Genomic DNA, 23,215 nt, shown 5'->3' with positions numbered 1-23,215 from the left:
TCAGGTCGCCGACGGCGCCGTCCCTTCGGCCAGCAGCGCGTCGATCAGGGCGCGCGCCTCCGGCCCGTCCCAATTCGCCTCGCCCGACAGGGCGGCGCGGATGCGTCCCTGGCGGTCCAGCAGGATCGTCTGCGGCATCTTGCCCTTGCCGGGAAACTCGAACGGCAGCTGAAACCGCGCGTCCGCATAGAAGGGCAGCGGCCTGTGGTGGTCCAGGAAGGCCCTGGCCTGGGCGACGCCTTCCGGCGTGGCGTCGACGTTCACAGGAATCACGATCATGTCCTCGCGGTCCGAATAGCGCCGCGCCAGGGCCGCCAGCGTCGGCATCTCCTGGCGGCAAGGCGCGCACCACATGGCCCACAGATTGACCACCGTCACCTTGCCGCGGAAGGCGGCGAAACGCACGGCTGTGTCGTGCGCGTCGCGAAACGCATAGTCGGGCGCCGGGGGCGCATCCGCCGGCGTCTCCAGCGCCGCCAGGGGGCCGACGGCGAAGCGCGCCAGGTCGCTTTTCGCCTCGGATGCGCTCGGAACGGCCGGTTGCTCTTGCGCGGCCCTGCGGTGATTGGCGTATAGCGACATCGCCACGCCCCCCGCGCCGGCCAGGGTTCCGATCAGGACCAGGCCGCCGACCACCGCCCAGATCGCCTTTCTTGAGCCGCTCATGACCGACAAAACCTCTTCCGACGCCACCGTTGACGGCGGTTCGACTGCGCCCCTGAAGCCGGCGGGTCAAGACATGTGGGGCGGACGCTTTTCGTCGCGCCCGGCCGAGATCATGCAGGCGATCAACGTCTCCATCGGGGTGGACCGGCGCCTGTGGGCCCAGGACCTGGCCGGATCGCGCGCCCATTGCCGCATGCTGGCCAAACAGGGCGTGATCCAACAGGACGACGCCGACGCCATCCTGGGCGGCCTGGACGCCGTCGAGGCCGAGATCACGGGCGGGACCTTCCCTTTCCGCGATCAGTTCGAGGACATCCACATGAATGTGGAGGCGCGCCTGAACGAACTGATCGGCGAGCCGTCGGGCCGTCTGCACACGGCGCGCAGCAGGAACGACCAGGTCGCCGTCGACTTCCGCCTGTGGGTGCGTGACGCCTGCGATCGCACGCTCGCCCAGTTGAAGGCGCTGCAATCAGCCCTTCTGGACCGCGCCGAACAGCACGCCGGCGACCTGATGCCGGGCTTCACCCATCTGCAGACCGCCCAGCCGGTGACGCTGGGCCACCATCTGATGGCCTATGTCGAGATGTTCGGCCGCGACGCCGGCCGGTTCGCCGACGCCCGCGCCCGCATGAACGAAAGCCCGCTGGGCGCCGCGGCCCTGGCCGGCTCGCCCTTCCCGATCGATCGCCACATGACGGCGGCCGAACTGGGCTTCGACCGGCCGATGGCCAACAGCCTGGACGCCGTGTCGGACCGCGACTTCGCGCTGGAAAGCCTGGCCGCCGCCTCGATCTGCGCCGGCCACCTGTCGCGCCTGGCGGAAGAGATCGTGGTCTGGATGACGCCGATGTTCGGCTTTGCGACCCTGCCCGACGACCTGACCACCGGCTCGTCCATCATGCCGCAGAAGCGCAATCCCGACGCCGCCGAGCTGGTGCGGGCCAAGACGGGCCGGATCATGGGGTCGCTTATCGCCCTGTCCACGGTGATGAAGGGCCTGCCGCTGGCCTATTCGAAGGACATGCAGGAAGACAAGCCGCCGGTGTTCGAGGCCTTCGACGCCCTGGACCTGGCGCTGAACGCCATGACCGCCATGATCGCGGCCCTGCGACCCAACACCGAGCGGATGGCCGAGGCGGCGGGCTGGGGCTTCTCCACCGCCACCGACCTGGCCGACTGGCTGGTGCGCGAACTGAACCTGCCGTTCCGCAAGGCGCACCATGTCACCGGCGCGGCCGTGAAGCGGGCCGAAGCCCTGGGCGTGGACCTGGCGCAACTGCCCCTGGAAGAACTGCAGAAACTCGACGCCGGCGTCACGCAGGCGGTTTACAAGGTGCTCTCGCCCGAGGCTTCCTGCGCCAGCCGTCAGAGCTTTGGGGGAACCGCGCCGGAACAGGTCCGCGCGCGCATCGCCGACTGGAGGAAGCGACTGTGATCATCAAGAAATCCCTGCTTGTCGTCGGCGTCCTGGCGCTGGCGACCTCCGCCTGCGGCCGCATGGCCGACCTGGAGGCCCGCGCCGCGGGACCGAGCGCGCCGTGCGCGACCGCAACGCGCCTTCCCTGCCCGAGCCCGCGACGGTGAACCGCCCGTCCAGCAGCGTGCCGATCGACGGCGGCCCCACCAATCCCATCGGTGCCGGCGCCGCCCAGAACGAACCCCGCTAGGCCTTGCACCATTTCGAACCGAAGGACGGCGTGCTGCACGCCGAGGGGGTCTCGCTGGAGACCCTCGCCGACGAGGTCGGCACGCCGGTCTATGTCTATTCGACCGCCACGCTGAAGCGGCACTACGGCTGCTGCGGGCCGCCGCCGACGCGCATCGCGACGCCCTGGGCGAGGCCCTGATCGCCTTCGCGGTCAAGGCCAACTCCAACCTGTCGGTGCTGGCGACCCTGGCGAAGATGGGCTCGGGGGCCGACACAGTGTCGGAAGGCGAGATCCGCCGCGCCCTGGCCGCCGGCGTTCCGGCCGAGCGGATCATCTTCTCCGGCGTGGGCAAGACCGATGTCGAACTGGCCTTCGCCATCGCCGTCGGCGTGCGCCAGATCAACATCGAATCCGGCGCCGAACTGGACCGGCTGATCCAGGTCGCGGCCCTGCTGGACGCCAGCCCGGCCGTCGCCGTGCGCGTCAATCCCAACATCGGGGCCGGCGGCCACGCCAAGATCACCACCGGCGGCAAGGGCGACAAGTTCGGCGTGCCGGTGGACGAAGCGCTGGAGCTGTACGCCCGCGCCTCGGCCTCGCCCCATGTCACGCCCGTCGGCCTGGCCTGCCACATCGGCAGCCAGATCACCGACCGACCTGCTGCTGAGGCCGCCTTCCGCGTCCTGGCCGAAATGACCCTGACGCTGCGCGGCCAGGGCTGCGCCGTCACCCGGCTGGATCTGGGCGGCGGGCTGGGCGTCCCCTACGCCGGCGGCGCGGCGCCGCCCTCTCCCGCCGACTATGTCGCCATGGCCGCACGCGTGCTGGCCGGGCTGGAGGTCGAGGCGGCGTTCGAGCCGGGCCGTCTTCTGGCCGCCAACGCCGGCGTCCTGCTCAGCCAGGTGATCCAGGTCACCGAGCGCTCGGACGGCCGCCGTTTCCTGGTGCTGGATGCGGCCATGAACGACCTGATGCGCCCGGCCCTCTACGACGCCTTCCACGACATCGTCCCGGTGCGGCCCCGCTCGGGCGCGAGACGGCCCCACGACGTGGTCGGCCCGGTGTGCGAGACGGGCGACACCTTCGCGCGCGACCGCGACTTGCCTGTGCTGGAAGCCGAGGATCTGGTCGTCTTCACCGGGGCCGGCGCCTATGGCGCGGTGATGGCCAGCGAATACAACAGCCGCCCGCTGGTCCCCGAGGTGCTGGTCGACGGCGACCGATGGGCGGTCATCCGCCCGCGCCCGACCTATGAGGAGATGCTGGACCGAGAGCCCTTCGCCGACTGGCTCTAATCCAGGGCGCAGATGTCCGGCAGGCCGCGCAATCCTCCGGCGTGGTCCAGGCCGTAGCCGACCAGGAACCGGTTCGGCGCCTCCCAGCCGACGAAGTCGGGTTCGGCGCGCGCGGCTTGGGCCAGGGCTTGCGGGCGAAGACGCAGGTCAGAACCTCGGACGCCCCGCCCTCGCGCGCGATCCGCACGGCCTCGGCCAGCGACAGGCCGGTGTCGAACACATCGTCCAGGATCAGCACGCGCCGGCCCTCGATCGGCCGCTGGAACGGGGCGTGGACGTCGATCGCGCCCCGGCTGGCCTTGTCGTCGCCGTAAGAGGCCAGCCACAGGGCGTCGAAGCGCACCCGCCGGCCCTCGCGCGCCAGGGCGCGGGTCAGGTCGGCGGCGAACCACAGGCCGCCGGTCAGCAGCACGGCCGCGACGGTGTCGTCGTCGATGGCGGGCGCGATGCGCCGGGCCAGGTCGGCGACGATGCGGGCGATCTCGGCCTCGGGCAGCAGGACGGTCGGCGTCGGGGAGGTGTCAGCCATGATGGGAGGCCGATACCGCCTCCCCGTGTCCGCTGTCCACCGCGCTCAGCGGCTTGGCGTCGACCGGCGCGGCGGCCGAACCGTCGAAACCGGGCGCGGCGGCGGGGCGCAGACCCCGTGTCTGGGCGCTGGCGGGCGTCTTGCCCGGCGACGCCGGCGGCGCGTGGTCAGCCGAAGCGTCGGCCGTCTGCAGCGCGCCCGTCGCCTGGGCCGGTTCGCCATGGGCGGCGCCATGATCGGACGTTTCGGGCGCGGCCGCCCCGTGCGCCTTCGCGCTCTTTTCGGCCCTCGCGCGCTGGGCGGGCGCGGGGGCGAAATCGACGCTGATGTCGGCCGCATGGCCGCCAGGATCTGGGATCAGCGCGGCGAAGCCCTGCACCTTGCCGGGCAGGACCGGGGCCGCGTCGATCGGTATGACCTTGAAGCCGACCTCCGCGCCGTGCTCGTCCAGCAGCGCCACGCGCACGGGCGGGGCGACGATCTCCTCGTCGCGGACGTTGCGCAGGGCGCCGGCCACCAGGACCACGCCCGGCCGGTCCGGCGCCTCGCGCGCGCTCATGGCCTCGAAGTCCAGCCCGACCGGATTCACCGGCGCGCCGACCATGGCGTAGGCGGCCGCCGCGCGGGGGAAGGCGCGCACCACCTCGACCCGGAACAGCCAGGCCGAAACCAGCAGGCCGACGAAGATCGCCGCCATCGCGGCCCAGACCGCGCCCTGGGCGGCGGCGCGGCGCAGGCGGCGCTGCTGCTCGGCGCGGGCGCGGAAGGCCTTGGGCAGTTCGGGGGCGGGCGTCTCGGCCAGGCTGGCCGGTTCGGGCGCGCCGGCTGGCGTTGGCGAAGGCTGGGCGGGGGCCGCCGCCTCGGGATCGGCCGTCAGTTCGAGGGGCTCCTCGACGCCCGCGCGCCAGACCTCCCCGCAGGATTGGCAGCGGACCTTGCGCCCGTTAGGCCCGACCAGGTCGTCGCGGATGAAATAGCTGGTGGCGCAGGCGGGGCAGGTCAGTATCATGTCGTCTGACTGCAAGGCTTGCGCCCCCTCCCGAGAGGCGCGACCCGCGCGCCCGTCCCTGAAACCGAAACCATGCCGTCCTCGCCCGCCAGCGCCGCCGAAACCGCCTCCGCGCCCGAAACCGTCCGCCTGTCCGGCGTGGGTTTCGGCTATGCGGATGCGCCCAGGATCCTGCGGGACGTTAACCTCATTCTGCCGCGCGGCTCTTTCCACTTCCTTACCGGCCCCTCGGGGGCGGGGAAGTCCTCGCTGCTGCGCCTGCTGACGCTGGGCGCGCGCCCTCAGACGGGCCGGATCAGCCTGTTCGGCGCGGACGTGACCGACATCGCGCGCCGCGACATTCCCGCCTTCCGCCGACGGATGGGCGTGGTGTTCCAGGACTTCCGCCTGCTGGACCACCTGTCCGCCTTCGACAACGCCGCCCTGCCTCTGCGGCTGGCTGGCGGGCGCGAGGCCGGCCAGGACGCCGACGTGGAAGAAATGCTGAAGTGGGTCGGCCTGGGCCGTCGGATGGACGCCCGCCCGCCCGCCCTGTCCGGCGGCGAGAAGCAGCGGCTGGCCATCGCCCGCGCCGTCATCAACCGCCCCGGCCTGATCGTCGCCGACGAACCGACCGGCAGCGTCGACGCCGCCATGGCCGACAGGCTGCTGCGCCTTTTCCAGTCGCTGAACCGGCTGGGCGCGACGGTGCTGATCGCCAGCCACGACCAGGCCCTGGCCGAACGCTCCGGCGCGCGCGTGCTTCATCTGCACAGGGGCGGACTGTACGAGGCGGCCGCGTGATCCGCCTGGTTCCCGCACGCCGCCCCGCTGCTGCCGCCCGCCGCCGCCGGCGAGCCGTGGCTGATGACGGTCATCGCCGTCCTGTGCTTCCTGGCCTGCCTGGCCGCGGTCGCGGGCGCCGCCGCCGACCGCGCCGCCCAGGGCTGGGCGCGCCAGCTGGGCGCCGAGGCCACCGTCCAGGTCCGCCCGCGCGTGGGCGAATCGGGCGCCACCGCCGCGGCCCGCGCCGCCGAGACCCTGGCCGGCGTCGACGGGGTCGAGGAGGCGGCCGCCCTGGACCGCAAGGCGGCCGAGGACCTGCTGCGTCCCTGGCTGGGAGACGCGGTGCTTCCCGACCTTCCCCTGCCGTTCCTGGTCGCCGTCCGCCTGAACCCCGAGGCGCCCGCCAGCGCCCTGACGCTGAGCCGCGCCCTGGCCGAGGCGGGGCTGGACGCCAGCGTCGACGACCACAGCCTGTGGCGCGGCGAGGTCGAGCGGTCGGCGCGGCTGATCGCCCTTCTGGCCGCCGCCGCCTTCCTGGCGATCGCGCTGGCCGCCGGGGCCGCCATCGCCTACGCCACCCGCGCGGGCCTGGCGGCGGGGCGCAGCACGATCGAGACCCTGAGCCTGAACGGAGCGACCGATGCGCGGATCGCCGGCCTGTTCATGCGCCGCTTCGGCCTGATGGCGCTGGCGGCGGGCGCCATCGGCGCGGCGGCGGCGGGGCTGCTGGTGATCTTCCTGCGCTTCCTGGGCGGATCGGAGGGCCTGACCCAGGCCCTGCCCCTGGCGTGGAGCGATCTGCTGCTGCTCTCGCCTTGCCCGCTGCTGGCCGCTACTGTGGCGGTTCTCGCGGCCAGATTCGCCGCCTTGAAGGTGCTGGGCTCGGACAGGCAGGACGGATGAGGCTGCTGGTCATCATCGCCATCGTCGCCCTGATCTGGCTGGTCGGGCTGTTCGCCTTCGCCGATCGGGTGCGAGGCCTGACGCCGGCCGAGGAGCCGGCCCGCGCCGACGCCATCGTGGCCCTGACCGGCCCGTCGTCCGAACGCGTCAACGCCGCCATCCGGCTGCTGGAGCAGGGCAAGGGCCAGCGCGTTCTGATCTCGGGCGTCAACCGCGAGGTGCGCCGGCGCGAGCTGCGCGAGCTGACGCCCGGCTCCAGCCGCCTGTTCAACTGCTGCGTCGACCTGGGCTTCGAGGCCGAGGACACGGTCGGCAACGCCCAGGAGATCGCCGCCTGGGCCCGCGCCAAGGGCTATGACGACCTGATCGTCGTCACCTCCGACTATCACATGCCCCGATCCCTGGTGGAGATCCGCGGCGCCCTGCCCGGAGTGCGGCTGACGCCCTATGCGGTGTCGACGCCGTCGCTGGACAACGCCCGCTGGTGGCGCGCGGCCGTCACCGCCCGGCGCATGACCCTGGAATACATGAAGTATCTGGTCGCCCTGGGCCGCGAGGGGGTCGAGCGTGTGACCCGCGACCGGCCCGCGGCCGCGCCCGTTGACGAGAAGGCTCCGGCTTAAGTGACCCTGCTGCGCTCCCCGTCTTCACCCTGTGGCTCTATCTGTCGATGCCGCTGTTCGCCGTCGGCCTGTCGCCGGCGCTGCTGATGCCGCACCGCTATGCGATGGGGGTCATCAAGGCCTGGGCGCGCACGGTGCTGTTCGGCCTGCGCTGGATCGCCGGGGTGAAGGTCGAGGTGAAGGGGCTGGAACACCGCCCCTCGGGCGCCGCCCTGGTGGCGTCCAAGCACCAGGGGATGCTGGACGTGGTGGCCCTGCTGGCCATCCTGCCCGACGCCTGTTTCGTGCTGAAGAAGGAGCTGATGCCCCTGCCCTTCTTCGGCTGGTTCGCCTGGAAGACCAAGATGATCGCCGTCGACCGGGCCGGCCACGCCAAGGCGCTGAAGGACATGGCCCGCCAGGCGCGCGATCGCCTGGCCGAAGGGCGCCAGATCGTGATTTTTCCCGAAGGCACCCGCACCGCGCCGGGCGCGCCGGGCGACTACAAGCCCGGCGTGGCGGCCATCTATCGCGACCTGGAGGGGCCGTGCTGGCCGGTGGCGACCAACTCGGGCGTCGGCTGGCCCGCGCACGGCGTCATGCGCCATCCCGGCGTGGTGACCTTCGAATTCCTCGAACCCATCCCCGCCGGCCTGAAGCGGGGCCCGATGATGGCGTTGCTGGAAAGCCGCATCGAGACGGCTTCGAGCGCGCTGCTGGAGCCAAAGGCCGCGCTTGCGCATTCTGATCCGGCCTGACCCTCCCCGGCCGGGCGTCCCGCAGATCGCCCAAGGCCGCATCCATGTCGTTTCGCACCCTCGTCCTGTCCGCCGCCTTCGCCGCCGTCGCCGGCTCGGCCCTGGCGCAGTCCCAGCCCTATGAGCAGGTGGAAGCGCCCAAGACCTGGCGCGTCGACGTCGGCGGCGGGATCACCCACGGCTTCAGCGCCACGGGAAACACCGGCGACGACGTGAACTACACCGCCTGGGGCTCGGCCAGCTATCGCGACATCGTCTACGCCAACGGCCTGGACGGCCTGGGCTGGAACGCGGTCAAGACCGACGACTTCCGCGCCGGCGTCCAGCTTCGTCCCCGCTTCGCCGCCGGCGACATCGAGGGCTCCAGCCTGGAGCGGCCTGACTTCGGCGCCGATGCGGCGCTTTACGCCTACAAGCGCCTGGGCGGCGTGGTCGTGGGCGGCCGCGTGGCCCAGGACGTGTCGGGCGACGACGCCGGCCTGCAGTATTTCGCCTCCGTCGGCCACCAGCGCGTGACGCCGGTGGGCCTGCTCCGGGTGTCGGGCTATGTCGTGGGCGGAAACGACGAGCGCATCCAGCGCTACTTCGGCGTCTCCCCCGAGCAGGCGCCGGGCAGCGGCTATCAGCCGTACGAGGCGTCGGGCGGCCTGTCCGGCGCCGGGGCCGTGGCCTTCCTGGCCATTCCGATCGGCGAGCGGTTCGGCGTCGGCGGCTTCGTCAACTACGAGCAGCGGCTGGGCGACACCAAGGACAGCCCCCTGGTCGAGGACGAGGGCGTGTGGCGCGCCGGCCTGATCGGGGTCGTTCGCTTCTCCAGCGGAAGCTGACGCATGGAAGAAGGGCCGCGGATCGCTCCACGGCCCTTTCCGAACTCCAGGCGGCGCCGATCCGCGCCCCTTCAAATCAAGCCAGCGAGGACTCGATGTCCTTGCAGGCCTGGATCAGGCCCTTCACCGAATCGACCGACTTGGCCAGCATGGCCTTCTCGTCGTCGTTGGTCGTGAACTCGACCACCTTCTCCACGCCGGCCGCGCCGATCAGGGCGGGGACGCCGACATAGAGGTCCGACAGGCCGTATTCGCCGTTCAGATAGACGGCCGAAGGCAGGACGCGCTTCTGGTCCAGCAGATAGGACTTGGCCATGGCGATGGCCGATTCCGCCGGGGCGTAGAAGGCCGAGCCGGTCTTCAGCAGGGCCACGATCTCGCCGCCGCCCTTGCGGGTGCGTTCGACGATGCCGTCCAGGTCGGCCTGCGACAGGAAGCCGGCGGCGACGGCGTCCGGCAGCGGCAGGCCGCCGACGGTCGAGTGACGCACCATCGGCACCATGTCGTCGCCGTGACCGCCCAGGGTCCAGGCGTGGACGTCCTGCACCGACACGCCGGTCTTTTCGGCCAGGAAGTAGGCGAAGCGGGCGCTGTCCAGCACGCCGGCCATGCCGACGACCTTTTCCTTGGGCAGGCCCGAGAACTTCTGCAGGGCCCAGACCATGGCGTCCAGCGGGTTGGTGATGCAGATGACGAAGGCGTTCGGGGCGTGCGCCTTGATGCCTTCACCGACGGCCTTCATGACCTTCAGATTGATGCCGATCAGGTCGTCGCGGCTCATGCCGGGCTTGCGCGGCACGCCGGCGGTGACGATGCAGACGTCGGCGCCGGCGATGTCGGCATAGTCATTGGCGCCCTTCAGGGCCACGTCCTGGCCGAAGACGGCCGAGGCTTCGGCGATGTCCAGCGCCTTGCCCTGGGGGGTGCCCTCGGCGATGTCGAACAGGATGACGTCGCCCAGCGCTTCGCGCGCGGCCACATGGGCCAGGGTGCCGCCGATCATGCCGGCGCCGATAAGGGCGATCTTCGCGCGAGCCATGGAAGTCTCCGGTTGTTGCGTGTGCGAAAGGGATTTGGCGACGGCGGTCTAGACCCCTGGCGCGGTCCTCGCAAGAACCTCGCTTTACGGCCTTGGTCGGGCCTGCGAAGGTCAGGATGGAATGGAGGAACCCCTCATGCGCCGCACGCTGCTTCTGGCCCTTGTCCCCCTGCTGGCCTCGCCCCCGGTCCTGACCGCCGCGCCCGCCCTGGCCCAGACGCCGCCGGCGACCATCGGCGACCGCTATGTGCCGGCGCCCTGGTGGATGCGCGATCCGGTCATCGCCTCGGTCGGCGAGGTGCGGGTGGAAATCCAGGCCAATCGCGCCTCGGTCGGCGCCAGCTTCCAGTCGGTGGATCGCAGCGTCGCCGACGCCTCGCGCGCCGCCGCCGACCAGGTCCGCGCGCTCAGCCAGGCCCTGGCGGCCTATGGCGCCGACAAGGTGCGGGTCGAGACGTCGGTCACGACCCGGCCGCTCTACGACCAGTATCGCGACGAGAACGGCGTGATGCGCGACAACACCCGCGCCGACCGCATCGCCCGCTATCAGGCCGATGCGACCGTCAGCGTGACCATCCGGGACGTGTCCCTGGTCGAGCGGGTGTACGCCACCATCGTCGCGTCGCGCCCGACCTCCATCAGCCGGGTGGGCTTCAACCTGGAGCCGGAGAACAGCTGGAAGAGCAACCTGGCGGCCGAGGCCATGAAGGACGCCCGCCGCCGCGCCGAGGCGGCCGCGACCAACGCCGGCGCACGCCTGGGCCGCGTGCGCGTGATCGACCCCACCGGCCGGGTCTGCCAGACCGACGTTCTGGCCGGCTGGCCGTCCTATGCGGCGGGCGGCGGCCAGGCCACGACGCTGGACGAGATCACGGTCACCGGCGCGCGTGTCGAGCGAGCGGCCTTCGCGCCCGCTCCCCCCGCCGCCCCCGCCGCCCCCGCCGCCGGGCGGCGCGGCGCCCAGCGAGGCCCAGATCGAGGCCGCGCGGCTGGCGTTGCAGCCCCCGCTCCAGACGCTGACCGACAGCGCCTGCGTCATCTACGGCCTGGAATGAGCTTCGCCGTCGACCCCGCCTTCGAAGCCGGATCGGTCTTCGCCCTGGACTGGCCGCTGTGCCAGGTGCGGTTGCAGGACGACGCGCGCTTTCCGTGGCTGATCCTGATCCCGCGCGTCGACGGCGCGGTGGAGGTGTCGGACCTGTCGCCCGCCGATCGCGTGCGGCTGATCGAGGAGACGGTGCGGGCCGGCGAGGCGGTGCGTCGCCTGGGCGAGGCCGCCGGTCGGCCGGTCGACAAGCTGAACATCGCCGCCCTGGGCAATGTGACCGCGCAGCTTCATGTGCATGTGGTCGGCCGTCGCCGCGACGACGGCCTGTGGCCCGATCCTGTCTGGGGACGGCCCGGCGCGATGCGGCGCCCGGTCGACGCCTTGCAGGGCGCGCTTTCGACGATCGCGGACGATCGCGGCTCGACCGTTATAAGGTAACAAGCTATAGGCCCGGTGATGGGCTTCCCCGCCGAACATTCCGTTCTCCTCTCGCTGCTGGGCGGCGGCTTCGTGGCCGCCTTCCTGCACGCGGCCCTGCCGACCCACTGGCTGCCTTTCGTCCTGGTCGGGCGGGCCCAGCGCTGGAGCATGACGCGCACCCTTCTGGCCGTCGTCGTGGCCGGCCTGGCCCACATCCTGACCACCGCCGTCCTGGGCGGGCTGATCGTGGCCGCCGGCCTGGCGCTGGACCAATGGATCAAGGGCGTCCTGCCCCATCTGTCGGCGGTGCTTCTGTTCCTGTTCGGAGGCTTCTATCTGACCCGCGCCACGCTGAGGCGGCCGGTGGCGGCCAGCGGCCCGGCCCTGACCGAGGCGGAACCGGCCGTATCGGATCGGGCGGCCTTCGTCGGCCTTGTGGCCATGCTGGCGATCTCTCCGGGCGAGGTGCTGCTGCCCATCTATCTGTCAGCCTCGTCCGAGGGGGTGGCGGCCCTGGGGCTGCTCAGCCTGGTCTTCGCGGCCGGGACCGTGCTGGGCATGGCGGTGTTCACGGGCCTGGCCCGGGCGGGCGCCTCCATCCTGCGGCTGGAGCGGTGGGCCCGCTATGAAGGCGCGGTGCTGGGCCTGGCCCTGATCGCCCTGGGGGCGATGGTGGCCCTGCATCAGCATTGATCATGATTACATGATAACATTCAGCCTGTTATCATATAGCCGCTTGGCGCGAAGGGCGGCCGGGCGTAGGCAGGGATCATGAACGCGCACGACGGTTCCGGTCACGCCCACGATCACGCCGATCACGCGCACGATCATTCCCATTCCCATCATAGGCACGGCCACGCGCATGGGCCGGTCGACACCGGCGACTGGCGCTATGGCGTCGGCCTGATCGTCAACCTGGCCTTTGTCGCGTGCGAGTTCGCCGCGGGCCTGATGGCGGACTCCACGGCCTTGCTGGCCGACGCGGGACACAATCTGTCCGACGTTCTCGGCCTGGCCATGGCCGGCGGGGCGGCCTGGCTGGCGCGGCGCGGCGCGCACGGCGCCGCCGGGGGCCGGCGCACCTACGGCTATGGCAAGGCGACGGTGCTGGCGGCGCTGGGCAACGCCCTGCTGCTGATCTTCGCCTGCGGGGCCATCGCGTTCGAGGCGGTGCGCCGGTTCGCCGAGCCCGCGCCGGTCGGTTCGACCACCATCATGATCGTGGCGGGGATCGGCTTCGTCATCAACCTGGGCACGGCGCTCCTGTTCATGAAGTCGCAGCACGATCTGAACGCGCGCGGCGCCTATCTGCACATGATGGCCGACGCCGGCGTGTCGCTGGGCGTGGTGGTGGCCGGCGGCGTCATCCTGGCGACGGGCTGGTCGCTGATCGATCCGCTGGTCAGCCTGGTCATCGTGGCGGTGATCCTGATCTCGACCTGGGGGCTGTTGAAGGATTCGGTCAACCTGGCCATGGACGGCGCGCCGTCGGCGGTGGACGTCATCGCGCTGGAAAGGGCCCTGGCCGCGCTGCCGGGCGTCAGCGCCGTGCACGACCTGCATGTCTGGGGCCTGTCGACCACCGAGGCGGCCCTGACCGCGCACCTGGTGCACCAGCGTGAGGACGGCGACGCCCTGCTGATCGAGGCGCAGGCCGTGGCGCGGCGTTTCTCGGTGGGCCACACGACCCTGCAGCTGGAGACGCGCGCCCTGCCGGACTGCCCCGGCTGCTGACGGCTCAGGCCGGCTGGAACGTGACGGGCGCGCCCCAGAACTGGGCCACCAGGCCCGACTGGGCGCCCGGCGCGCCGGTCGTCAGGAAGTCTCGGCGCCCGCCGTCGCCCAGCGAATACTCCGGGTGGCGCGCGAAATAGCGCTCCAGCGCCTCGGCCACCGCCGTCGGCTGGTGGATCAGCGTCGTGTCCGGCGGCAGGGCGGCGGCGAACAGGGGGGCGACGATCTCGTAGTGGGTGCAGCCCAGTATGGCCTTGTCCGGGTGACGGCCGATGCGGCGACGCAAGGCGTCGACGTGGTCCTGGACCACCAGCGTCAACTCCTCGGCCGGGGCGCCCAGTTCGATCAGGCCGGCCAGGCCGGGGCACGGCTCGGAAAAGACCGCCAGATCCTCGCGGCGCTTGTCGATCTCGATCTCATACACCCGGCTCATGGCCGTGGCGGCGGTGCTGAACACGCCGGTGATGTCGATGGCGGCGACCTTCTCGCCCTCCTGCGGACGCTCGGCCTCGAACGACCAGGGCAGTCCGGTGGCCGCCTCGATGGTGGGGACGATGATCCCCAGGACATTGGCCGGCCGGCCCAGCCGCTCCCGCACCGACGGCAGCCAGGTCTGCTGCAGCCGGCGCAGCGCGATGGCGCTGGCGGTGTTGCAGGCCAGGACCACCACCGACGCCCCGGCCTGGAACAGGCGCTCGCAGCCCGCGCGGGTCAGATCGACGATCTCCTCGCCACCGCGTCCGCCGTAGGGGGCGTTGGCCTGGTCGGCCAGATAGATGAAGTCGCGCGTCGGAAAGCGCCGCGTCAGTTCGCGATGGACGGTCAGCCCGCCCACGCCGGAGTCGAATACGCCGATGGCCATGGGGCGGCTTTAGACCGCCCGGCCGACCGCCTCAATGCCCGTGAGGGCGCAAACCGCGACGATTAATTACAGCCCTGTCATGTGACGCGCCCGGCCGAGCGGTCTAGGGTCCGCGCAACATGATCCCAGCAAGGAACATTCGATGCATAGACGACACCTCCTCCTCGGCGGCGCGGGCCTGATGATGGTCGCGGGCTGCGCCAGCGCAGGCATGGGCGGGGTCTCGGGCCCCAGCGCCTCGGGCCTGGCCGAGGAAGCCGCCGCCGCGCGCGCCGTCCTTCCCAGGCAGAGCCCGCGCGCCGAACTGCTGCAGGAATGGACCGGCCCCTATGGCGGCGTTCCGCCCTGGGACAAGGACGCCGGCCAAGCTGCGCGAGGCCATCCTGGAAGGCATCGAGCTGCAGCGCGCCGAGATCGCGGCCATCGCCGACAACCCCGATGCGCCGACCTTCGCCAACACCTCGGTGGCGATGATGATGGCGGGCGAGCCGCTGGACCGCGCCCTGACCCTGTTCGGCGTGATGACGTCCAACATCGGCGGCGAGGAATGGGACGCGCTGGAGACCGAAGTGTCGCCGGTCCTGTCGGCCGCGGGCGACGAGATCACCTTCAACGACAAGCTGTTCCAGCGCATCCGCGCCGTCGCCGACGGCGCCGGGACCGCCGGCCTGAACGCCCAGCAGACCCGCGTGGCCACCCGCGCCCGCGACGCCTATGTGCGTAACGGCGCGGCGCTGGACGCCGCCGGCAAGGCCGAACTGGGCCGGATCAACACCGCCCTGACCAACGCCTTCACCCGCTTCGGCCAGAAGGTCGTGGCCGACGAGAACAGCTGGACCCTGATCCCGAACGAGGCCGGCGTCGCGGGCCTGCCCGCGTCGAACAAGACCGCCGCCGCGGCCGCCGCGCGCAGCCGCAACCTTCAGGGCTGGGCGATCCTGAACACCCGCTCCAGCGTCGATCCGTTTCTGACCTTCGGCGACGACCGGGGCCTGCGCGAGACGGTCTGGCGCAAGTTCGTCAATCGCGGCGACAACGGCGACGCCAACGACACCAACGCCACCATCGCCGAGATCGTGAAGCTGCGCGACCAGCGCGCCAAGCTGCTGGGCTTCCGCAATCACGCCGAATGGCGGATGCAGGACACCATGGCCAAGACCCCGGCCGCGGCGAACGACCTGATGATGCGCGTCTGGGCGCCGGCCAAGGCCCGCGTGGCCGAGGAGGTCGCCGACATGAAGGCCATCGCCGGCCACGACATCGAGCCGTGGGACTATCTGTACTACGCCGAGAAGGTCCGGAAGCAGAAGTACGACCTGGATCAGAACCAGCTGAAGCCGTACTTCGAACTGCACAACGTCCGCGCCGGCTCCTTCTACATGGCCGAGCGGCTGTACGGCTTCACCTTCGAGCGCCTGGCGCCCGGAACCGTGCCGGTCTTCCACGAGGACGTGGTGGTCTATGCGGTCAAGGACCACGGCGAGCCGGTCGGCCTGTTCTACGCCGATGACTACGCCCGTCCGGGCAAGCGCTCGGGCGCATGGATGAACACCTATCGCGCCCACTCGACCTATGACGGCGAAGAGAACGTGTTGGGGTCGAACAACAACAACTTCGTCAAGGCGCCCGACGGCGATCCGGTGCTGATCTCGCTGGACGACGCCGAGACCCTGTTCCACGAGTTCGGCCACGCCCTGCACTATTTCTCGTCGCAGGTCGTCTATCCGGCGCTGGGCAACACGCCGCGCGACTTCGTCGAATATCCGTCGCAGGTGCACGAGCACTGGGTGCTGAGCCGCCCCGTGCTGGACGGCTATCTGAAGCACGTCGAGACCGGTCAGCCGATGCCGCAGGAACTTGTCGCCAAGATCGAGGCGTCCAACACCTTCAACCAGGGCTATGCGACCGTCAGCTATCTGTCGTCGGCCATCGTCGACATGGACCTGCACACGCAAGCCACGCCGCCGACCGACATCGACGCCTTCGAAAAGGCCAGCCTGGCCCGCATCGGCATGCCCAGGGAGATCGTGATGCGGCACCGCCTGCCGCAGTTCAATCACCTGTTCACGTCCGACGCCTATTCCGCCGGCTATTACAGCTATCTGTGGTCGGAAGTGATGGACGCCGACACCTGGGCCTATTTCGAGGACTCGGGCGACGTGTTCAATCCGGACATCGCCGGCCGCTTCAAGTCGATCATGCTGGCGCCGGGCAACACCACCGACCGCGGCGAGGCCTATCGCCAGTTCCGCGGCCGCGACCCGGACGTGGCCGCCCTGCTGCGCGTGCGGGGCTTCCCGACTTCTTAGTAGGCCTACCGGCCTTCGGCCTACTTGAGGCTTTTCAGTAGGGCTATCGGCCCTGGCCTACTTGAGCCCAGCGCATTGCGGCCGGCGGAGCGATCCGTCGGCCGTTTTGTTTTCGGCGCCGGAGGCTTAAGGCTGGGTCGTCGCAGCCGGAGACCCGAATGCCCGTCGTCGCCTCCTACGTTTACAAGGACGGCCAGCGCCTGAGAGAGGCGCCGCTGACGCCCCAGGGGCTGGCGCTGGGTCCGGACGAATTTGTCTGGACCGGCCTGGTCGATCCGACGCGCGAAGAGCTGGACGTGCTGGTCCGGCGCTTCCGACTGCATCCGCTGGCCGTCGAGGACGCCCTGGCGGCGCACCAAATTCCCAAGGTCGAGGTCTATGGCCACGAACTGTTCGTGGTCGCCCGCACGGCCCAGAAGGTCGACGATCGCATCGACTACGGCGAGACCCACATCTTCGTCGGCGAAGACCACGTCATCACCATCCGCCACGGCTCCGCCCGCACCCATACGGCGTTGCGCCAGCTGCTGGAGGCCTCGCCGGCCCAGCTGCGCGCCGGACCGGACTATGTCCTGCACGGGGTGCTGGACTATGTGGTCGACGCCTACGTCCCGATCGTCGACGCCTCAGAGGACAGCGTGCTGGAGATGGAGCAGAAGACGCTGGACGCCTTCCTCAGCCGCGCCGAGATCCGGCGGCTGTTCACCCTGCGCCGCGAACTGCTGAAGTTCCGCCGCATCATGGGTCCGATGGAGGAGGTCGCCGGCAAGCTGCAGTCGCTGGACCTGCCGTGCATCGACCCGGACGTGCGGCCCTATTTCCGCGACATCTCCGACCATGTGAAACGGGTCAACAGCCGGCTGAACGGCCTGACCGACATCCTGTCGTCGGTGTTCGAGGTCGCCAATCTGCTGGAGCAGCAGCGCCAGGGCGTCATCACCCGCAAGCTGGCGTCCTGGGCCGCCATCCTGGCCGCGCCGACGGCGATCGCCGGCGTGTACGGCATGAACTTCCAGTTCATGCCCGAGCTGCACTGGCGCTACGGATACGCCTATGTGCTGGCGCTGATCGCGGCGGTCTGCCTGACCCTGTACGTCACCTTCAAGCGGTCGAAATGGCTGTGATCAGCCGCTGTTCCTGAGCCCCGCCGCCACGCCGTTGATGGCCAGCAGTATGCCTTCGCGAACGCGGGGATCCTCGTCGCCCGAGCGGCGGCGGCGGATCAGCTCGATCTGGACGTGGTTCAGCGGTTCGACATAGGGCATCCGCAGGCGGATCAGCCGGTGCAGTTCGGGCTGGCCGCCCAGCAGGTGATCGTGGCCGGTGATGGCCAGGACCGCCGCATGGGTGCGTTCCCACTCGGCCTTGATCTCTCCGTAGATGCGCGCCGCCAGGGAGGCGTCCTCCACCAGGGTCGAATAGCGGCGGGCGATGGTCATGTCGGCCTTGGCCATGACCATCTCCATGTTCTGGACCAGGGTCTTGAAGAAGGGCCAGGCCTCGGCCATCGCCTTCAGCTCGGCCATGTCGCGGCCTTGCACGGCCGAACCGAAGCCGAACCAGCCGGGCAGCATGACGCGGCTTTGCGACCAGCTGAAGACCCAGGGAATGGCGCGCAGGTCCTCGATGCGGGTCGAGGCGGTGCGCGACGACGGGCGCGAGCCGATCTTCAGATCGGCGATCTCGGCGATCGGGGTGGCCGCGCGGTAGTAGTCGACGAAGCCTTCGGTCTCATAGACCAGCTTGCGATAGGCGGCCATCGACGCCGAGGACAGGTCCGACAGCAGGGCGCCGTGCTCGGCGGTGTATTCCTGGTCGCGGCCGTGGCCCAGCGAGGCCAGGACGGCGCCGCAGGTCAGGGCGTCCAGGTTGCGCAGCGCGATCTCGGGCTCGCCGTATTTGTTGGCGATGACCTCGCCCTGTTCGGTGGTGCGGATGCGGCCCTGGACGGTGCCTTCCGGCTGGGCCAGCACCCCGGCGAAGGCCGATCCGCCGCCCCGCCCGACCGTGCCGCCGCGGCCGTGGAACAGCTGCAGCTTCAGCCCGTGGGACTGGGTGACGCCCACCAGGGCGCGCGAGGCCTCGTGCAGCTCCCAGCCCGAGGTCAGATAGGAGCCGTCCTTGTTGGAATCCGAATAGCCGATCATCACCTCCTGGACGCCGCGCGCCTTGGCGACGGCCAGGGCGGCGGGCTCCTGCAGCAGACGTTCCAGCGTCGGGCGGGCGGCGCGCAGGTCCTCGATGGTCTCGAACAGCGGCGCGGCCTGGACCGGGCAGGCGGCCGGGTCCTCGGGCCGGTAAAGGCCGACCTCCTTGAGCAGCAGATAGACCTCCAGCAGGTCCGAGGCCGCGTCGGTCTTGGAGACGATGTGAGTGCGGATCGCCTGGGGCCCGAAGGCGGCAAGCGCGGCGGCGGCGGCCTGCAGTATGGCGCGCTCCTTCAGCGTCTCGGGCGCATAGTCGGCGTAGGGCGAGAACAGCGGGCGGGCGGACCGCAGCTCGCCGGCCAGGACCGCCAGCCGGCCCTCCTCGTCCAGGCCCGAATAGTCGGGGCAGACCCCGGCGACCTTGAGCAGGTCGCCGACGACCCGCTCATGCACGTCCGAGTTCTGGCGCAGGTCCAGGGTGGCCATGTGGAAGCCGAAGATCTCGACGGCCGTGATCAGGTCGGTCAGCCGGTCCTGGGCGAAGACGCCGTGGTGCGACACCAGGCTGTCGTGCAGCACCTTCAGGTCCGCCTCGAAGGCGTCGGGGCCGGCGTAGGCTTCGCCGCTGACCGACGGACGGCGCGGCGGCGGCGCCTCGGCCAGCGCCTCGTGGGTCGCCGCCAGCCGGGCGTAGATGCCGGTCAGGGCGCGACGATAGGGCTCGTCGGCGCGGTGCGGCGACGGATCGTGGGCGGCGTCGGCCAGGGCCGCCAGTTCCGGCGACACCGCGGCCAGCTCGACCGCCAGGCTGAGCTCGGCGCCCAGGGCGTGGACCTCGTCCAGATAGAAGGCCAGGACGGCGCGCGCCTGGCTGCGGAACGCGGCGGCCAGCACCGTCGCGTCGACGTTGGGATTGCCGTCGCGGTCGCCGCCGACCCAGGTGCCGACCCGCAGGAAGGGTTGCAGCCCGGGCGCCTCCAGCAACCGACGCCAGGCCGCCAGCTGGCGCGGGGCGACGTGCAGGAAGATGCGTTCGAGGAAGGAAACGACGGTGTCGATCTCGTCCTGCACCACCAGGCCCTGCGACCGCACCAGGCGCGTGGCCCACAGGATGACGATCTGGCGGCGCAGCGGCTCGGACACGGCGGCGGGGGTGCAGGCGTCGCCGGCCCGGTCGCAGGCGTCCAGCAGGTCGCTGATGGCGGCGATCCGGTCGATGACGCTCTTGCGGCGCACCTCGGACGGGTGGGCGGTCAGGACCGGCGAGACCAGGGCTTCGTCCAGCAGGGCGCGCACCGCCTCGCGGTCCACGCCCTGGTCGGCCAGCCGCTTCAGCGCGCCTTCGGGCGTGTCGGCGCGGGCGCCGGCCTCGGCCTGGCCCTGGGCGCGACGGCGCGTGGCCCGGTCCTCGGCGATGTTGGCCAGAAGCGAGAACAGGGCGAAGCCGTGGGCCAGGCCCGCCGCCTGTTCCACCGAAAGCTCGCCCAGCAGCCGCTCCAGCCGCTTGGCCGGATGCGAGGCCGGATCGCGGTGATAGGCGATGGAGGCCTGGCGCACGGCCTCGACATGGTCGAACAGCGCCTGGCCGCCCTCCTCCCGGATGACGTCGCCGAGGATGCCGCCCAGCAGTCGGACTTCGTCGCGCAGGGCGTCGTCGGCGGCGGGGCTCATCATGGGCGTTTCCTCTGGGCGGGCTCTGACCGGACGGGGAGACGGCCATGTGAAGAGATCGAACGCCGCCAGGTCAACGCACGATCCGTGACAGCCGCCGATAGCGCCGATCATGGTGAACCCGCCGTTAGGGTTTCTTAACCGGCCCCGCGCGATGATGAGGGCGAAGGAATCCGTCGCCGGTCCGTCTCTTGCCCATGTTCGCCAAACGTCAGTCCGTCCTCGCCGCCGCCGCCGGCGCGCCGCCCCGCCCGCGGCGCAAGTTCGCCGCGCGGTCGGTGGGCCATGTGTTGAGAAAGCCGCCCGTGATCGCGGGCCTGGCCGGCGTCTTCCTGCTGGCGACCAGCGCCCTGTTCCTGACGGTTCTGGGCGACCCCCGCGCGGGCGCGCCCTCGGCGCGCATCGCCCTGAAGCGCGAGGCGGCCCCCGAGGCGGCGCCCCCAGCGGCTACGACGCCTTCTCGGCCGGACAGATGGGCCTGTATCAGGACCTGGCCGGGGCCGACCCGCTGAGCCCGGCGGCCGGCGGCGAGGCGTTGATCACCCTGCCCGACGGGGCCAGCGTGGCGGGCGGGACGAACTATTCCGTGCCGGTCCACGCCGCCTCGCCGCTGCCCAAGGCTCCCATCGCCGGCCTGTTCCAGAACGGCCCCAGCGGGCCGCTGCCGGTGATCGCGCCCGACGGCCGCGTGCCGGCCCAGGCCTACGCCCGTCCGTTCCGCCCCAACGGCAGCCGCGCGTGGCCCTGATCGTCGGCGGGCTGGGCCTGAACGCCGTCACGACCCGCGCGGCCATCGAACGCCTGCCGCCGGAGGTGACCCTGAGCTTCGTGCCCTATGCCGAAAACCTGCAGGGGTGGATCGACCAGGCCCGCGCCCAGGGCCACGAGGTCATGCTGGAAATGCCGATGGAGCCCAGCGGCTATCCCGACAACGATCCCGGCCCCTACACCCTTTTGGCCAGCGGCGGCCCGGACGACGTCAAGGCCAAGATGGACTGGCTGCTGGGCCGCGCCACCGGCTATTTCGGCGTGACGAACTATCTGGGCGACCGCTTCGCCGCCTCGGATCAGGGCATGGGCGCCTTCCTGAGCGTGCTGCGCCAGCACGGGGTCGCCTTCCTGGACGACGGGTCGTTCCAGCGGCGGCCGGGCGCCTGGGCCCGCGCCAGCGCCGACAAGATCATCGACCAGACCCAGTCGCCCGCCGCCGTCATCGCCGCCCTGAACAGCCTGGAGGCCCAGGCCAAGATCCGGGGCTCGGCGCTGGGGACCGGCTTCAGCTATCCGGTGACGGTCGAGACCGCCGCGCGCTGGACCGCGGGCCTGGAGCAGCGCGGCCTGCAGCTGGCGCCCGCCTCGGCCATGACGATGCGGCCCGGGCGCTGATGGCCGATCTGGAGCTTTACCGCCCCAATGTCGGGGTGGTGCTGTTCAACCGCGACGGCCTGGTCTGGTACGGCCAGCGCCACGCCACGCCCGGCCCGCACAATTGGCAGTTTCCCCAGGGCGGCGTCGACAAGGGCGAGGACCTGGAGGCCGCCGCCCGGCGCGAGCTGCGCGAGGAGACGGGCGTGACCTCGGTGGAGCCGCTGGGCCGGACCAAGGACTGGATCCTGTACGACTTCCCGCCCGAAGCGATGGACAACGCCAAGGCTTGGCGCGGCTTCAAGGGCCAGAAGCAGCGCTGGTTCGCCTATCGCTTCGTCGGCGACGAGAGCGAGATCGACCTGGGCGCCGACGCCGACATCGAGTTCGACGCCTGGCGCTGGGGCCCGCTGTCGGACGCCTGCGACCTGATCGTGCCGTTCAAGCGCCCGGCCTACGAGCGGGTGGTGAAGGCCTTCGCCCGGTTCGCGGGCTGAGGCTTCAGCCCGCCGCGAACTCGCTCAGCGCGTCGATGACGGCGCGGTTCTGGTCTTCGGTGCCGATGGTGATGCGCAGCGCCTGGGGCAGGCCGTAGCCGCCGACGGGACGCACGATGATCCCCTTGGCGTTCAGGTAGTCGTTGGCCGCCGTCGCCCGTTCGGCGCTGTCGAAGATCACCAGGACGAAGTTTCCGGCGCTGGGCAGGACCTCCAGGCCGAAGCCGCGGATGGCCTGGGTCAGGCGCGGCTTCCAGGCGGAAATCAGCTCGCGCGAGGCCGTCTGGTGCGCCTCGTCCGACAGGGCGGCTGTGGCGGCTTCCAGCCCCGGGACCGAGACGTTGAACGGCAGGCGGATGCGGTCGACCGCGCCTCGGCGACGGCCAGGGGCGCATAGCCGAAGCCGATGCGCAGGCCGCCCAGGCCGTGGATCTTGGAGAAGGTGCGGGTCACGACGATGTTGGCCGCGTCCCGGGCCAGGCCGAAGCTGGTCTCCCAATCCGGCTCGGTGACGTATTCGGCGTAGGCCTCGTCCACCACCAGCAGGACATGGTCCGGCAGGGCGGCGTGCAGGCGGCGGATCTCCTCGCCCGAGTTCCAGCTGCCGGTCGGGTTCGACGGATTGGAGACATAGACGATCTTCGTCCGATCATCGACCTGGGCCAGCAGGGCGTCGACCTCGGCCTTGTAGTTCGGCTCGGGCGCCAGCTTGACCTCGGCCTCGCAGGCCTTGGCGCTGATGCGATAGGCCAGGAAGCCGTACTGGCCGGTGACGATGTTGTCGCCGGGCTGGAGATAGGTCTGGTTCAGCAGGGCGAAGACCTCGTCCGAGCCGTTGCCGAAGATCAGCCGCTCGGGCTCCAGCCCGTGGGTCTCGGCCACGGCGGCGCGCAGCTTGGTCGCGCGGCCGTCGGGATAGACATGGATGTTGCGGACCGCCGCCTCATAGGCCACGCGCGCCTTCTCGCCCGCGCCCAGCATGTTCTCGTTGGACGACAGCTTCATCGGCTCGGCCACGCCGGCGATGGCCGACTTGCCGCCGACATAGGGGGCGATGTCCAGGATGCCGGGCTTGGGCGTGGGGCCGCCAGCGGTCGCGTCGGTCATGATAGCCTCG

Annotated in this window: 21 protein-coding genes and 4 pseudogenes; 18 read left to right on the top strand and 7 right to left on the bottom strand. The window is 71.0% G+C overall.

Annotated features, from left to right (window positions below; translation table 11 throughout):
* Entirely contained in the window at positions 1-666 is a 666-nt protein-coding gene (locus MU852_RS11035; protein WP_249749622.1) for a TlpA family protein disulfide reductase, read from the bottom strand.
* On the opposite strand from MU852_RS11035, the gene argH reads away from it, so the two are divergent.
* The 3 genes and pseudogenes from argH (at position 665) to lysA (ending at position 3,613) form a co-directional block, all read left to right on the top strand.
* On the top strand, positions 665-2,104 hold the full coding sequence (argH, locus tag MU852_RS11030) for an argininosuccinate lyase (protein WP_430641139.1): 1,440 nt from the start codon (positions 665-667) through the stop codon (positions 2,102-2,104). The two genes, MU852_RS11035 and argH, sit on opposite strands and share 2 nt — an antisense overlap.
* A gap of 103 nt (positions 2,105-2,207) precedes the next feature.
* Positions 2,208-2,336 carry a hypothetical protein gene (locus tag MU852_RS17440; RefSeq protein WP_283843595.1) on the top strand — a complete coding sequence of 43 codons (129 nt, stop codon included), beginning with the start codon at positions 2,208-2,210 and terminating at the stop codon, positions 2,334-2,336.
* Positions 2,337-2,339: 3 nt separating this feature from the next.
* Positions 2,340-3,613: pseudogene (gene lysA / locus MU852_RS11025) on the top strand (diaminopimelate decarboxylase).
* Here the strand turns inward: lysA and MU852_RS11020 are convergent.
* Positions 3,610-4,142, bottom strand: a pseudogene (locus tag MU852_RS11020) (phosphoribosyltransferase). The pseudogenes lysA and MU852_RS11020 sit on opposite strands and share 4 nt — an antisense overlap.
* Complete coding sequence (locus MU852_RS11015) at positions 4,135-5,151, bottom strand: MJ0042-type zinc finger domain-containing protein (protein ID WP_249749621.1); 1,017 nt, start codon at positions 5,149-5,151, stop codon at positions 4,135-4,137. Before MU852_RS11015 ends, MU852_RS11020 begins: the two are co-directional and overlap by 8 nt.
* A gap of 72 nt (positions 5,152-5,223) precedes the next feature.
* Between MU852_RS11015 and MU852_RS11010 the strand changes: the two genes are divergently transcribed.
* From MU852_RS11010 to MU852_RS10990, 5 genes are all read left to right on the top strand, one after another.
* Complete coding sequence (locus MU852_RS11010) at positions 5,224-5,934, top strand: cell division ATP-binding protein FtsE (RefSeq protein ID WP_249749620.1); 711 nt, start codon at positions 5,224-5,226, stop codon at positions 5,932-5,934.
* Between the two features lie 63 nt (positions 5,935-5,997).
* Positions 5,998-6,819, top strand: coding sequence for a cell division FtsX domain-containing protein (locus MU852_RS11005; protein ID WP_347342296.1), 822 nt, complete (start codon positions 5,998-6,000; stop codon positions 6,817-6,819).
* Entirely contained in the window at positions 6,816-7,442 is a 627-nt protein-coding gene (locus tag MU852_RS11000; RefSeq protein WP_249749619.1) for a YdcF family protein, read from the top strand. Before MU852_RS11005 ends, MU852_RS11000 begins: the two co-directional genes overlap by 4 nt.
* 47 nt (positions 7,443-7,489) lie before the next feature.
* On the top strand, positions 7,490-8,179 hold the full coding sequence (locus MU852_RS10995) for a lysophospholipid acyltransferase family protein (protein WP_249749618.1): 690 nt from the start codon (positions 7,490-7,492) through the stop codon (positions 8,177-8,179).
* A 44-nt stretch (positions 8,180-8,223) separates the two neighbouring features.
* Entirely contained in the window at positions 8,224-9,006 is a 783-nt protein-coding gene (locus MU852_RS10990; RefSeq protein WP_249749617.1) for a MipA/OmpV family protein, read from the top strand.
* A gap of 76 nt (positions 9,007-9,082) precedes the next feature.
* Here MU852_RS10990 and mdh read toward each other — a convergent pair whose 3' ends face one another.
* Positions 9,083-10,045: a malate dehydrogenase gene (mdh, locus tag MU852_RS10985; RefSeq protein WP_249749616.1), complete on the bottom strand. Its 963-nt coding sequence runs from the start codon at positions 10,043-10,045 to the stop codon at positions 9,083-9,085.
* Positions 10,046-10,166: 121 nt separating this feature from the next.
* On the opposite strand from mdh, the pseudogene MU852_RS10980 reads away from it, so the two are divergent.
* From MU852_RS10980 to MU852_RS10965, 4 genes and pseudogenes are all read left to right on the top strand, one after another.
* A pseudogene (locus tag MU852_RS10980) lies at positions 10,167-10,865 on the top strand (SIMPL domain-containing protein); the annotation flags it as partial.
* 231 nt (positions 10,866-11,096) lie between these two features.
* Positions 11,097-11,531, top strand: coding sequence for an HIT domain-containing protein (locus MU852_RS10975; RefSeq protein ID WP_249751928.1), 435 nt, complete (start codon positions 11,097-11,099; stop codon positions 11,529-11,531).
* Between the two features lie 18 nt (positions 11,532-11,549).
* Positions 11,550-12,206, top strand: a complete 657-nt coding sequence (locus MU852_RS10970; protein WP_249749615.1) for a hypothetical protein — start codon at positions 11,550-11,552, stop codon at positions 12,204-12,206.
* 78 nt (positions 12,207-12,284) lie between these two features.
* Positions 12,285-13,247, top strand: coding sequence for a cation diffusion facilitator family transporter (locus tag MU852_RS10965; RefSeq protein WP_249749614.1), 963 nt, complete (start codon positions 12,285-12,287; stop codon positions 13,245-13,247).
* Between the two features lie 4 nt (positions 13,248-13,251).
* Here the strand turns inward: MU852_RS10965 and MU852_RS10960 are convergent, their stop codons facing one another.
* Positions 13,252-14,109 (bottom strand): glutamate racemase, encoded by an 858-nt coding sequence (locus MU852_RS10960; RefSeq protein ID WP_249749613.1) that lies wholly within the window; start codon positions 14,107-14,109, stop codon positions 13,252-13,254.
* A gap of 329 nt (positions 14,110-14,438) precedes the next feature.
* Here MU852_RS10960 and MU852_RS10955 point away from each other — a divergent pair, with 329 nt between their 5' ends.
* Positions 14,439-16,418, top strand: coding sequence for a M3 family metallopeptidase (locus MU852_RS10955; protein WP_249749612.1), 1,980 nt, complete (start codon positions 14,439-14,441; stop codon positions 16,416-16,418).
* A gap of 158 nt (positions 16,419-16,576) precedes the next feature.
* The gene (locus tag MU852_RS10950) at positions 16,577-17,542 is read left to right on the top strand and encodes a magnesium and cobalt transport protein CorA (RefSeq protein ID WP_249749611.1); all 966 of its coding nucleotides are present in this window, start codon (positions 16,577-16,579) and stop codon (positions 17,540-17,542) included.
* On the opposite strand, the gene ppc is transcribed toward MU852_RS10950, so the two are convergent.
* Positions 17,543-20,239 carry a phosphoenolpyruvate carboxylase gene (gene ppc, locus MU852_RS10945; RefSeq protein ID WP_347342295.1) on the bottom strand — a complete coding sequence of 899 codons (2,697 nt, stop codon included), beginning with the start codon at positions 20,237-20,239 and terminating at the stop codon, positions 17,543-17,545. It lies immediately after the preceding gene.
* Between the two features lie 194 nt (positions 20,240-20,433).
* Here ppc and MU852_RS10940 point away from each other — a divergent pair, with 194 nt between their 5' ends.
* Genes MU852_RS10940 through MU852_RS10925 form a run of 4 tightly spaced genes read left to right on the top strand, consistent with a single transcriptional unit; the run spans position 20,434 to position 22,098 of the window.
* Positions 20,434-20,748 carry a hypothetical protein gene (locus MU852_RS10940; RefSeq protein WP_249749610.1) on the top strand — a complete coding sequence of 105 codons (315 nt, stop codon included), beginning with the start codon at positions 20,434-20,436 and terminating at the stop codon, positions 20,746-20,748.
* Positions 20,709-20,984 carry a hypothetical protein gene (locus tag MU852_RS10935; RefSeq protein WP_249749609.1) on the top strand — a complete coding sequence of 92 codons (276 nt, stop codon included), beginning with the start codon at positions 20,709-20,711 and terminating at the stop codon, positions 20,982-20,984. The genes MU852_RS10940 and MU852_RS10935 overlap by 40 nt, the downstream gene beginning before the upstream one ends.
* On the top strand, positions 20,975-21,622 hold the full coding sequence (locus MU852_RS10930; protein ID WP_249749608.1) for a divergent polysaccharide deacetylase family protein: 648 nt from the start codon (positions 20,975-20,977) through the stop codon (positions 21,620-21,622). Before MU852_RS10935 ends, MU852_RS10930 begins: the two co-directional genes overlap by 10 nt.
* Positions 21,622-22,098 carry an RNA pyrophosphohydrolase gene (locus MU852_RS10925; RefSeq protein WP_249749607.1) on the top strand — a complete coding sequence of 159 codons (477 nt, stop codon included), beginning with the start codon at positions 21,622-21,624 and terminating at the stop codon, positions 22,096-22,098. The genes MU852_RS10930 and MU852_RS10925 overlap by 1 nt, the downstream gene beginning before the upstream one ends.
* 4 nt (positions 22,099-22,102) lie before the next feature.
* Here MU852_RS10925 and hisC read toward each other — a convergent pair.
* Positions 22,103-23,205, bottom strand: a pseudogene (gene hisC, locus MU852_RS10920) (histidinol-phosphate transaminase).
* Positions 23,206-23,215 lie beyond the last annotated feature (10 nt).

Origin of the sequence: Brevundimonas albigilva (assembly GCF_023503965.1) — a bacterium.
Lineage (GTDB): Bacteria > Pseudomonadota > Alphaproteobacteria > Caulobacterales > Caulobacteraceae > Brevundimonas > Brevundimonas albigilva.
This window is presented reverse-complemented; position numbering and strand designations above follow the sequence as displayed.

Bases quoted from the DNA above. Each gene is read 5' to 3' on its own strand.
- MU852_RS10975 (WP_249751928.1), top strand. From the start codon at position 11,097: ATGAGCTTCGCCGTCGACCCCGCCTTCGAAGCCGGATCGGTCTTCGCC.
- MU852_RS11035 (WP_249749622.1), bottom strand. From the start codon at position 666: ATGAGCGGCTCAAGAAAGGCGATCTGGGCGGTGGTCGGCGGCCTGGTC.
- MU852_RS10965 (WP_249749614.1), top strand. From the start codon at position 12,285: ATGAACGCGCACGACGGTTCCGGTCACGCCCACGATCACGCCGATCAC.
- argH (WP_430641139.1), top strand. From the start codon at position 665: ATGACCGACAAAACCTCTTCCGACGCCACCGTTGACGGCGGTTCGACT.
- MU852_RS10960 (WP_249749613.1), bottom strand. From the start codon at position 14,109: ATGGCCATCGGCGTATTCGACTCCGGCGTGGGCGGGCTGACCGTCCAT.
- MU852_RS11015 (WP_249749621.1), bottom strand. From the start codon at position 5,151: ATGATACTGACCTGCCCCGCCTGCGCCACCAGCTATTTCATCCGCGAC.
- MU852_RS10955 (WP_249749612.1), top strand. From the start codon at position 14,439: ATGGCGGCGTTCCGCCCTGGGACAAGGACGCCGGCCAAGCTGCGCGAG.
- MU852_RS11005 (WP_347342296.1), top strand. From the start codon at position 5,998: ATGACGGTCATCGCCGTCCTGTGCTTCCTGGCCTGCCTGGCCGCGGTC.
- MU852_RS11010 (WP_249749620.1), top strand. From the start codon at position 5,224: ATGCCGTCCTCGCCCGCCAGCGCCGCCGAAACCGCCTCCGCGCCCGAA.
- MU852_RS10990 (WP_249749617.1), top strand. From the start codon at position 8,224: ATGTCGTTTCGCACCCTCGTCCTGTCCGCCGCCTTCGCCGCCGTCGCC.
- mdh (WP_249749616.1), bottom strand. From the start codon at position 10,045: ATGGCTCGCGCGAAGATCGCCCTTATCGGCGCCGGCATGATCGGCGGC.
- MU852_RS10950 (WP_249749611.1), top strand. From the start codon at position 16,577: ATGCCCGTCGTCGCCTCCTACGTTTACAAGGACGGCCAGCGCCTGAGA.
- ppc (WP_347342295.1), bottom strand. From the start codon at position 20,239: ATGATGAGCCCCGCCGCCGACGACGCCCTGCGCGACGAAGTCCGACTG.
- MU852_RS10970 (WP_249749615.1), top strand. From the start codon at position 11,550: ATGGGCTTCCCCGCCGAACATTCCGTTCTCCTCTCGCTGCTGGGCGGC.
- MU852_RS11000 (WP_249749619.1), top strand. From the start codon at position 6,816: ATGAGGCTGCTGGTCATCATCGCCATCGTCGCCCTGATCTGGCTGGTC.
- MU852_RS10995 (WP_249749618.1), top strand. From the start codon at position 7,490: ATGCCGCTGTTCGCCGTCGGCCTGTCGCCGGCGCTGCTGATGCCGCAC.
- MU852_RS10935 (WP_249749609.1), top strand. From the start codon at position 20,709: ATGGGCCTGTATCAGGACCTGGCCGGGGCCGACCCGCTGAGCCCGGCG.
- MU852_RS10940 (WP_249749610.1), top strand. From the start codon at position 20,434: ATGTTCGCCAAACGTCAGTCCGTCCTCGCCGCCGCCGCCGGCGCGCCG.
- MU852_RS10925 (WP_249749607.1), top strand. From the start codon at position 21,622: ATGGCCGATCTGGAGCTTTACCGCCCCAATGTCGGGGTGGTGCTGTTC.